Annotated in this window: 8 protein-coding genes; 5 read left to right on the forward strand and 3 right to left on the reverse strand. The window is 65.1% G+C overall.

The features are described 5' to 3' along the window. Positions 1-12 precede the first annotated feature (12 nt). The 3 genes from J0L98_RS04805 to J0L98_RS04815 all read right to left on the reverse strand — a co-directional run bounded on the left by J0L98_RS04805 (position 13) and on the right by J0L98_RS04815 (position 2391). On the reverse strand, positions 13-1431 hold the full coding sequence (locus J0L98_RS04805; RefSeq protein ID WP_296410389.1) for a PhoH family protein: 1419 nt from the start codon (positions 1429-1431) through the stop codon (positions 13-15). Between the two features lie 36 nt (positions 1432-1467). Beyond that, on the reverse strand, positions 1468-1923 hold the full coding sequence (locus J0L98_RS04810) for a peroxiredoxin (protein WP_296410390.1): 456 nt from the start codon (positions 1921-1923) through the stop codon (positions 1468-1470). 90 nt (positions 1924-2013) lie between these two features. Continuing rightward, positions 2014-2391 carry an Mth938-like domain-containing protein gene (locus tag J0L98_RS04815; RefSeq protein ID WP_296410391.1) on the reverse strand — a complete coding sequence of 126 codons (378 nt, stop codon included), beginning with the start codon at positions 2389-2391 and terminating at the stop codon, positions 2014-2016. A gap of 213 nt (positions 2392-2604) precedes the next feature. On the opposite strand from J0L98_RS04815, the gene J0L98_RS04820 reads away from it, so the two are divergent. The 5 genes from J0L98_RS04820 to thrC all read left to right on the forward strand — a co-directional run bounded on the left by J0L98_RS04820 (position 2605) and on the right by thrC (position 8590). Further along, entirely contained in the window at positions 2605-3831 is a 1227-nt protein-coding gene (locus J0L98_RS04820; RefSeq protein WP_296410398.1) for a pyridoxal phosphate-dependent aminotransferase, read from the forward strand. Between the two features lie 84 nt (positions 3832-3915). Then, positions 3916-5223 (forward strand): homoserine dehydrogenase, encoded by a 1308-nt coding sequence (locus J0L98_RS04825; RefSeq protein WP_296410392.1) that lies wholly within the window; start codon positions 3916-3918, stop codon positions 5221-5223. A gap of 163 nt (positions 5224-5386) precedes the next feature. Beyond that, positions 5387-5653: a DUF2249 domain-containing protein gene (locus J0L98_RS04830; RefSeq protein ID WP_296401931.1), complete on the forward strand. Its 267-nt coding sequence runs from the start codon at positions 5387-5389 to the stop codon at positions 5651-5653. A gap of 294 nt (positions 5654-5947) precedes the next feature. Further along, on the forward strand, positions 5948-7069 hold the full coding sequence (locus J0L98_RS04835; RefSeq protein ID WP_296410393.1) for a hypothetical protein: 1122 nt from the start codon (positions 5948-5950) through the stop codon (positions 7067-7069). A gap of 81 nt (positions 7070-7150) precedes the next feature. Then, positions 7151-8590, forward strand: a complete 1440-nt coding sequence (gene thrC, locus J0L98_RS04840; protein WP_296410394.1) for a threonine synthase — start codon at positions 7151-7153, stop codon at positions 8588-8590. The last annotated feature ends 282 nt before the right edge of the window (positions 8591-8872 follow it).

An 8872-nucleotide genomic window follows, 5' to 3' on the forward strand; every position in this document is an offset into this window, starting at 1 on the left:
AAAGGCGGGGGCTCAAAGCACCTCCGCCGCGTGGTCGGCGAGGCGCGAACGTTCGCCCCGCTGCAAGGTGATGTGGCCGGAATGGGGCCAGCCCTTGAAGCGGTCCACCACGTAGGTGAGGCCCGACGAGCCCTCGGTGAGATAAGGGGTGTCGATCTGGGCGATATTGCCCATGCACACCACCTTGGTGCCCGGGCCGGCGCGGGTGATCAGCGTTTTCATCTGCTTCGGCGTGAGGTTCTGGGCTTCATCGATGATCAGGAACTTGTTGATGAAGGTGCGCCCGCGCATGAAATTGAGGGACTTGATCTTGATACGGCTGCGGATCAGGTCACGGGTGGCGGCGCGACCCCACTCGCCGCCTTCGCCGGTAGTGCCGTTGAGCACGTCCAGGTTGTCTTCGAGGGCGCCCATCCAGGGGGCCATTTTTTCCTCTTCGGTGCCGGGCAGAAAGCCGATGTCCTCACCCACCGGCACGGTCACACGGGTCATGATGACTTCCGAGTAGCGTTTGGCTTCGAGCACCTGGGTCAGGCTGGCGGCCAGGGTGAGCAGGGTCTTGCCGGTGCCGGCCTGCCCAAGCAGGGTGACGAAGTCGATCTCCGGGTTCATCAGGAGATTGAGGGCGAAGTTCTGCTCCCGGTTGCGGGCGGTGATGCCCCACACGTTGTTCTTCTGGTGGGAATAGTCGATCAGTGTTTCAAGGGTGATGGTCCGGCCGGCCTTCTCCTTCACCCACGCCTGCAGGGGCTGCTCGCCATCCTGGTAGATGAACTCGTTGATCAGCAGGTCGGCGGTATCCGGGCCTTTGAGACGGTAGTAGGTATGGGTGTCCTGCTTCCAGGATTCGATGTCCTTGCCATTGGCTTCCCAGAAGGCCGCGTCGATCTCCTTGGTGCCGGTGTAGAGCAGGTCGGTGTCTTCGAGCACCTTGTCGTTGAAGTAATCCTGCGCAGCCAGGCCCAGGGCGCGGGCCTTGATGCGCATGTTGATGTCCTTCGACACCAGGATGACCGGGCGCTTGCGGTCGAACTTCTCGAACAGGTGCATCACCACCGCCAGGATCTGGTTATCGCCCTTGGCGGTGGGCAGGGCAGCCGGTAGCTGCACGTTGATGGCTTCGGTCTGCAGGAACAGGCGGCCGCTGGCGAGCTGGCTGGAGGGACCGACGAGGCTGATGCCATCGTCGATGCCTTCCGGGCAAGAGCCCACGATCTCGTCCAGGCTGCGGCTGGCCTGACGGGCATTGCGGGCCACTTCCGACATGCCCTTCTTGTTGGAGTCGAGCTCCTCAAGGGTCATCATCGGCACGAAGATGTCGTGTTCTTCGAAGCGGAAAAGGCTCGTCGGGTCGTGCATCAGCACGTTGGTGTCGAGGACGAACAGCTTGGTGGAGGCAATCTTGGACTTCGCGGGGCGTCGGGTGGCCATGGTCGTCGGTTTTCTCGGCTGTCGTGGGAGAGGGCTTTACAGGGTCTTGATGTAATCCAGTACTTCCTGGGCGTGTCCGGGCACCTTCACACCGCGCCACTCACGGCGCAGGACACCCGCCGCGTCGATGACGAAGGTGCTGCGCTCGATGCCACGTACCTGCTTGCCGTACATGTTCTTCATCTTCATCACGCCGAACAGCGTGCAGGCAGTTTCGTCCGGGTCGGAGACCAGGTCGAAGGGCAGGGCCTGCTTGGCGCGGAAGTTGTCATGGGACTTGAGGCTGTCCCGGGAGATCCCCAGCACGATGGTGCCGGCGGCGAGGAACTCGGGGTGCAGATCGCGGAACTGCTGGCTTTCGGTGGTGCAGCCGGGGGTGCTGTCCTTGGGGTAGAAATACAGCACCACCTTGTGCCCCTGGAGGGCGGAGAGGGTGATCGTCTGGTTGCTGGTGGCGGGAAGGCTGAAGTCGGGGGCGGCCTGGTCGAGCATGGTGTCTCCGGAAAAGGTTTCCGGAGACAGCCTAATCCCAAGGCGCGGGGCTGGCAATCCATCCCGCGGAAGAATGGCCGCCTTGCTTGTTTACACTGGGTCGAAGAGCAGCGCGGCGGCCACCGTGCGATGTTCTGCAACGAGGATGTTGTAAGTGCGGCAGGCCGAGCCCAGGTCCATCACTTCCAGGCCGATGCGGGCGGCCATCAGGCTTTTCATCAGGCTCGGGTGGGGAAAGCGCTGCTTCACGCCGGTGCCGAGAATCAGGATCTCGCAGCCCAGCCCGGCCAGGTGCTCGAAGGCGGCCTCGTCGAGGGTCGCGAAGCCGCCCTGGTGCCAGTCGGGCTCGATGCGGTTGGGCATCACGATCACGCTGGATTCGTGGCGGGTGGTGCCGACCATCACGTGGGTGGCGTCATAGCGGGCGATGGTGTTGTACTGGTCGCTCTTGTCGAGGTGGAGTTTCATGGGCGGATCTCTGTGGTGGCGGGACGCTGATTTGCCCGGTCCGGGTGGCTTGGGTAACATTATAGCTTTGCGTCTTCACGCATCTGCCGGTCGAGCGTCTGCCGGCAGCAGGGGGTTGAGGCCCCGACCATGAGCCGTCACGCCAAACTGCGCGTTGTTTCGAAGCCCGCCGCCGAGAAGCCCGCACCCACCCGCAAGGAAACGGAAAGCACCGTGGAACCCATTCGCAAGTCCGACAAGCTCGCCAACGTCTGTTACGACATCCGTGGCCCCGTGCTGCAAAAGGCGAAGCAGATGGAGGACGAGGGCCACAAGATCATCAAGCTGAACATCGGCAACCTGGCCGCCTTCGGTTTTGATTCGCCCGAAGAAATCCAGCTCGACATGATCCGCAATCTGCCCAATGCGGCCGGCTACTCGGACTCCAAGGGTATCTTCGCGGCCCGCAAGGCGATCATGCATTACACCCAGCAGAAGCACATCAAGGGTGTGACGCTGGAGGACATCTACGTGGGCAATGGCGTCTCCGAGCTGATCGTGATGGCCATGAACGCGCTGCTCAACACCGGCGACGAAGTGCTGGTGCCGGCGCCCGACTACCCGTTGTGGACCGCTGCGGTGAGCCTGTCCGGTGGCACCCCGCGCCACTACATCTGCGATGAAGCCAACGAGTGGCTGCCCGACCTGGACGACATCCGCGCCAAGATCACGCCGAAGACCCGCGCCATCGTCATCATCAACCCCAACAACCCCACCGGCGCCCTGTACCCGGACGAAACCCTCAAGGCCATCGTCCAGATCGCCCGCGAGCACGGCCTGATCATCTACGCCGACGAGGTCTACGACAAGGTGCTCTACGACGGCGTCGTGCACACCTCCATCGGCTCCCTGTCGGAGGATGTCCTCACCATCACCTTCAACGGCCTGTCCAAGAACTACCGCTCCTGCGGCTACCGGGCTGGCTGGATGGTGGTATCCGGCGACAAGCGCCCGGCAGTGGACTACATCGAAGGTCTCAACATGCTGGCCTCCATGCGCCTGTGCGCCAACGTGCCGGGCCAGTACGCCATCCAGACCGCCCTGGGTGGCTACCAGAGCATCGACGATCTGGTGGCCCCGGGCGGGCGCATGCGCCGTCAGCGCGACTTGGCCTATGAGCTGATCAACGCCATCCCCGGCGTCAGTTGCGTCAAACCCAAGGCCACCCTGTACATGTTCCCGCGGCTTGACCCCAAGGTCTATCCCATCGAGGACGACCAGCAGTTCATCGCCGAACTCCTCGAAGAGGAACGGGTGTTGCTGGTACAGGGCACGGGTTTCAACTGGCCCAGCCCCGATCACTTCCGCCTGGTCTTCCTGCCCCATGAGGACGACCTGCGTGACGCCATCGGTCGCGTTGCCCGCTTCCTGGCCAATTACCGCAAGCGCCACGGTACCTGAGCACACCCGGGCGCGACCTTTGTCGCGCCCTTTCCATTTTCAACACCGAAACTCTCACCTGAACCTCTCACTTCCCAAAAGACCATGAAACCCATCAATGTTGGCCTCCTGGGCATCGGCACCGTCGGCGGTGGCACCTTTACCGTTCTCAAGCGCAACGAAGAAGAAATCACCCGCCGTGCCGGCCGGCCGATCCGCATCACCGCGGTGGCCGACAAGAACCTGGAACTGGCGAAGAGCGTAGCCGGCAGTGGCGTGCGCCTGACCGACGACGCCTTCTCGGTGGTGACCGACCCCGAGATCGACATCGTCGTCGAGCTGATCGGCGGCTATGGCGTGGCCAAGGAGCTGGTGCTCAAGGCCATCGAGAATGGCAAGCACGTGGTCACGGCCAACAAGGCCCTGCTCGCCGTGCATGGCAACGAGATCTTCGCCGCTGCCCAGAAGAAGGGCGTCATGGTGGCCTTCGAGGCCGCCGTGGCCGGTGGCATCCCCATCATCAAGGCCCTGCGTGAAGGCCTCTCCGCCAACCGCATTCAGTGGATCGCCGGCATCATCAACGGCACTACCAACTTCATCCTGTCCGAGATGCGCGACAAGGGCCTGCCCTTTGCCGACGTACTCAAGGAAGCCCAGCGCCTCGGCTACGCTGAAGCCGACCCGACCTTCGACATCGAAGGCGTGGACGCCGCCCACAAGGCCACCCTGATGGCCTCCATCGCCTTCGGTGTGCCGGTGCAGTTCGACAAGGCCTACGTGGAAGGCATCACCAAGCTCGAAGCCGCCGACATCAAGTACGCCGAGCAGTTGGGCTACCGCATCAAGCTGCTGGGCATCGCCCGCCGCCGTCCGCAGGGCATCGAGCTGCGCGTGCATCCCACCCTGATCCCCGAGAAGCGCCTCATCGCCAACGTGGAAGGTGCCATGAACGCCGTGCTGGTGCAGGGCGACGCCGTGGGCGCCACCCTCTACTACGGCAAGGGTGCCGGCGCCGAGCCGACCGCCTCCGCCGTGATCGCCGACCTGGTGGACGTGACCCGTCTGCACACCGCCGATCCGGAACACCGCGTGCCCCATCTGGCCTTCCAGCCCGACCAGATCACCGACGTGCCGGTGCTGCCCATCGAAGAGGTGGAGACCAGCTACTACCTGCGCCTGCGTGTGCTCGACAAGCCGGGCGTGCTGGCCGACGTGACCCGCATCCTGGCCGACCAGTCCATCTCCATCGACGCCATGCTGCAGCGTGAGCCGGAAGAGGGCGAGTCCCAGACCGACATCATCATCCTCACCCACCTGACCATCGAGAAGAACGTGGACACGGCCATCGCCAAGATCGAGAGCCTCGACTCGGTGACCCGCCCGGTGATCCGGCTGCGTCTGGAAAACCTGTAATTCCCGGGTTTTCAGCGTTTGCCAGAGCCGCCTTCGGGCGGCTTTTTTTTGCCTTCGTTGTGGGCGAAAACCCGATCCAGATCAAGGAAAGGCCCAGGGCGACACGGCACACTGACGATACCCGACAAATTCAGTCGGACTTTCTCGAGCCCCAGGAGCCGTCATGCAAACCATCCACGTCTGCAACCACACCACCCCCGAAGCCATCTACCCCTTTGACGCTCGTGGCATTGCCAAGCGCTTCCGCCACGCCGCCATCTTTGGTGCGCTGGATGCCCTGGTGCCGGGCGAGGTGATGCAGTTCTGCAACGACCACGACCCGCTGCCGCTGCTGGGGCAACTGCAGCAGCGTTATGGCGACAAGCTCGCCATCACCTATCGCCAGCGCGAGCCGGGCGCCATCGTCATCGACTTTGCCCGGGTCGGCTGAAGCGGCCTAGAGGCGGGCGTTGCGCACGTAGGCCCGCGCCTCGTGCCGGAACAGCAACGCCGTGATGGGGGGCGGCTGATCACACTGGTCAGTCGCCCCTGCCCGTTTGCCCTCCGAAGGGTGTCCGCCGTGCGAAGGCCGATCCGCAACCGGTACGCGGGCCGCAGCCGGGACGGCGCGGGTGGGGTAAGGTCTACCCGCAGGCGGCGGGGGGCGAGGGCGCATCCGGGGTGGATGGTTTCCTGTCCCCTGATCCGTTTCTTCCCGGCGGGACAGAACGAAAGGACGAGGGCCGTGTTGATCTATCTGGGGTGTTGCGCCGTGCTGGCCTTTGCACTGGCGATCGCGCTGGCCCTGCAGGGTGTTGCGCCGGCTGCGGCGGCCCACGCGGCCTTTGCTGTCGGGGCCATGCCGCTGGTGTTTGCGGCGATGGGGCATTTTGTGCCGGTGCTGACCCGCAGTGGCGGGGCCGTCGGCGTGGTGCGCCGGATTCCCCTGGTGATGCAATGGGTCGGCCTGCTGGCCCTGGGCGCCCTGGGCGGGTGGTTACCGGGCTGGGTGCTGCACGGGGCACTGAGCATGGGCCTGGTGGCGACCGTGGTCTTCCTGGTCTGGGTGCTGGGCAAGGGGCGGCGTGCCCTGGGCAGGCCGCACCCGGGGCTGGCCTGGTATGTCGCCGCCCTCGGCTGCCTGATCCTGGCCCTGCTCGTCATTGGGGCCGGGCTGGTGTGGCCGCCTGCCTACCCCCTGGCCCGGCTGGCGCATCTGCACCTGAACACCCTCGGTTTCATCGGTCTGAGCGCCATCGGCACTTTGCATGTGCTGATGCCTACCGCCCTCGGTCGGCCCGATTCCCTGGCGGCCGCGCGGCTGACTCGCCAACTGCCGTGGACGCTGGCCGGCATCGCCACTGCGTCCGTGGCGGGGGGCCTGCCCTGGCTTGGGCCGGTGGCGGCGGTCCTGGTGGGCGGTGTGGTGGTGGCAACGCTGGTCGGGTGGTGGAGGGCCCACGGTTGGGCACGTCTGTCCGGCGATGGTGCGACGGCCTCCCTGCTGGTGGCCAGCGTTGGCTTGGTCGTTCTCTGTGGGGCCGGTGCCCTCCACGGGCTCGCGCTCATGCCCGGCCGGCCGGCCGTGGCCGGCTTCTTCGCCGGCTTCCTGCTGCCCCTGGTGACCGGGGCGCTGTCCCAGCTCTTGCCCGTGTGGCGTCATCCCGGCCCGGTCACGCCGGCCCGCACCCGGCTGCGCGAAATTCTGACGCGCCAGGGGCGTATCCGGGCGCTGCTCTTTCTGCTTGCCGGGCCGCTCCTGCTGGCGGGGCAGGCCTCCGGTGTGGCCCTGGCCGCGCTCGGCGTGGCCCTGTTTGCCCTGCCCTTGTTGCGCGGGCTGGCTGCGCGGCCTTCCCGCAGCGTGTGAAGGCCCAAGCGACCCGGTCGCCAAGGGCCGCGCTGCCTGTGCTATCTTCCAAGGCCTTCCGTTTTCAACTCGGCGAGAACCATGCGCTACATCTCCACCCGCGGCCAGTCTGCCCCCCAATCCTTCTGTGACATCCTCCTTGGCGGTCTGGCGCCGGATGGCGGCCTGTATCTGCCGGAGCGCTACCCGCAGATCAGCCGCGCCGAGCTGGACGCCTGGCGCACCCTGTCCTACGCCGAGCTGGCCTTCGCCATCCTGTCGAAGTTCATCGATGACATCCCCGCCGCCGACCTGAAGGCCATCTGCGACAAGACCTACACCGTCGAGGTGTACGGCTACGTGCGTGATGGGGCCAGGGCGGCCGAGATCACCCCGGTGCACTGGCTGGAGCCGGGCCGGCTTGGCCTGCTGGAACTGTCCAACGGCCCGACCCTGGCCTTCAAGGATATGGCCATGCAGCTACTGGGCAACCTGTTCGAGTACGTGCTCGACAAGCGCGGTGAGCAGATCAACATCCTCGGCGCCACCTCCGGCGACACCGGCTCGGCGGCCGAATACGCCATGCGCGGCAAGCACGGCGTGCGCGTCTTCATGCTCTCGCCCCATGGCCGCATGAGCGCTTTCCAGCGCGCCCAGATGTATTCCCTGCAGGACGACAACATCTACAACATCGCCGTGCGCGGCATGTTCGACGACGCCCAGGATGTGGTCAAGGCGGTCTCCAACGACCACGCCTACAAGGCCAAGTACAAGATCGGTGCCGTCAATTCCATCAACTGGGGCCGGGTGGCCGCCCAGGTGGTGTACTACTTCAAGGGCTATTTTGCCGGCACCGGCAGCAACGACGAGACGCTGGACTTCGTGGTGCCGTCGGGCAACTTCGGCAATATCTGCGCCGGCCACATCGCCCGCCAGATGGGCCTGCCGGTGGGCCGCCTGATCCTCGCCACCAACGAGAACGACGTGCTGGACGAATTCTTCCGTACCGGCGTTTATCGCCCCCGCAACACCGCCGAGACGCACGCCACCTCCAGCCCGTCCATGGACATCTCCAAGGCCTCCAACTTTGAGCGCTTCGTGTTCGACCTGGTGGGCCGTGACGGCGCCAAGGTGCGTGAGCTGTGGAGCAAGGTGGACGCGGGCGGCGCCTTCGACCTGTCCGGCTCTGCCGAATTCGCAGGCATCGGCCAGTACGGCTTCACCTCCGGCAGCAGCAACCACGCCGACCGTCTTGCCACCATCCGCCGGGCCGACAAGGACTACGCCACGGTTGTCGACACCCACACGGCCGATGGCCTCAAGGTGGCCCTGGAGCTGCGTGATCCGGCCGTGGCCACCCTGGTGCTGGAAACCGCTCAGCCGGCCAAGTTCGAGGACACCATCGTCGAGGCCCTGGGCCGCAAGCCGGCGCGCCCGGCGGGCCTGGAGAACATTGAGGCCCTGCCCCAGCGCGTCGAGGTAATGGATGTGGACGCCGAAGCCATCAAGGCCCTGATCGCCCGAGTGGTCGATGCCGGCTGATGCCTGAGCGCCCGCGCCCATGAAAAATGGCCCCGGACATCCGGGGCCATTTTTTTGGTCTGTGGGGTCGGATTCATTCGACCGCGGACTTTAAGCATCGGCTTGCCGCTCATCGGCGGGAGGGGATCGAATGAATTGGCTATGTTCGCGTTAAGTGTGGAAAGCGCTTTCGCTTCGACAGGTAAGGCTTGAGCTCTTGCTTACGGGCTTTCCGTTGCGTGGCGTTACATCGGCCGGGAATTCGCCCCGGCGGGCGACCTTCTTCTTTGCTTCGCCAAAGAA

The organism is Zoogloea sp., assembly GCF_017302315.1.
GTDB lineage: Bacteria > Pseudomonadota > Gammaproteobacteria > Burkholderiales > Rhodocyclaceae > Zoogloea.

Excerpts from the sequence above, each read along its gene's own strand:
- J0L98_RS04815 (WP_296410391.1), bottom strand. The coding sequence starts at position 2,391 with ATGAAACTCCACCTCGACAAGAGCGACCAGTACAACACCATCGCCCGC.
- J0L98_RS04805 (WP_296410389.1), bottom strand. The coding sequence starts at position 1,431 with ATGGCCACCCGACGCCCCGCGAAGTCCAAGATTGCCTCCACCAAGCTG.
- J0L98_RS04810 (WP_296410390.1), bottom strand. The coding sequence starts at position 1,923 with ATGCTCGACCAGGCCGCCCCCGACTTCAGCCTTCCCGCCACCAGCAAC.
- J0L98_RS04830 (WP_296401931.1), top strand. The coding sequence starts at position 5,387 with ATGCAAACCATCCACGTCTGCAACCACACCACCCCCGAAGCCATCTAC.
- J0L98_RS04825 (WP_296410392.1), top strand. The coding sequence starts at position 3,916 with ATGAAACCCATCAATGTTGGCCTCCTGGGCATCGGCACCGTCGGCGGT.
- thrC (WP_296410394.1), top strand. The coding sequence starts at position 7,151 with ATGCGCTACATCTCCACCCGCGGCCAGTCTGCCCCCCAATCCTTCTGT.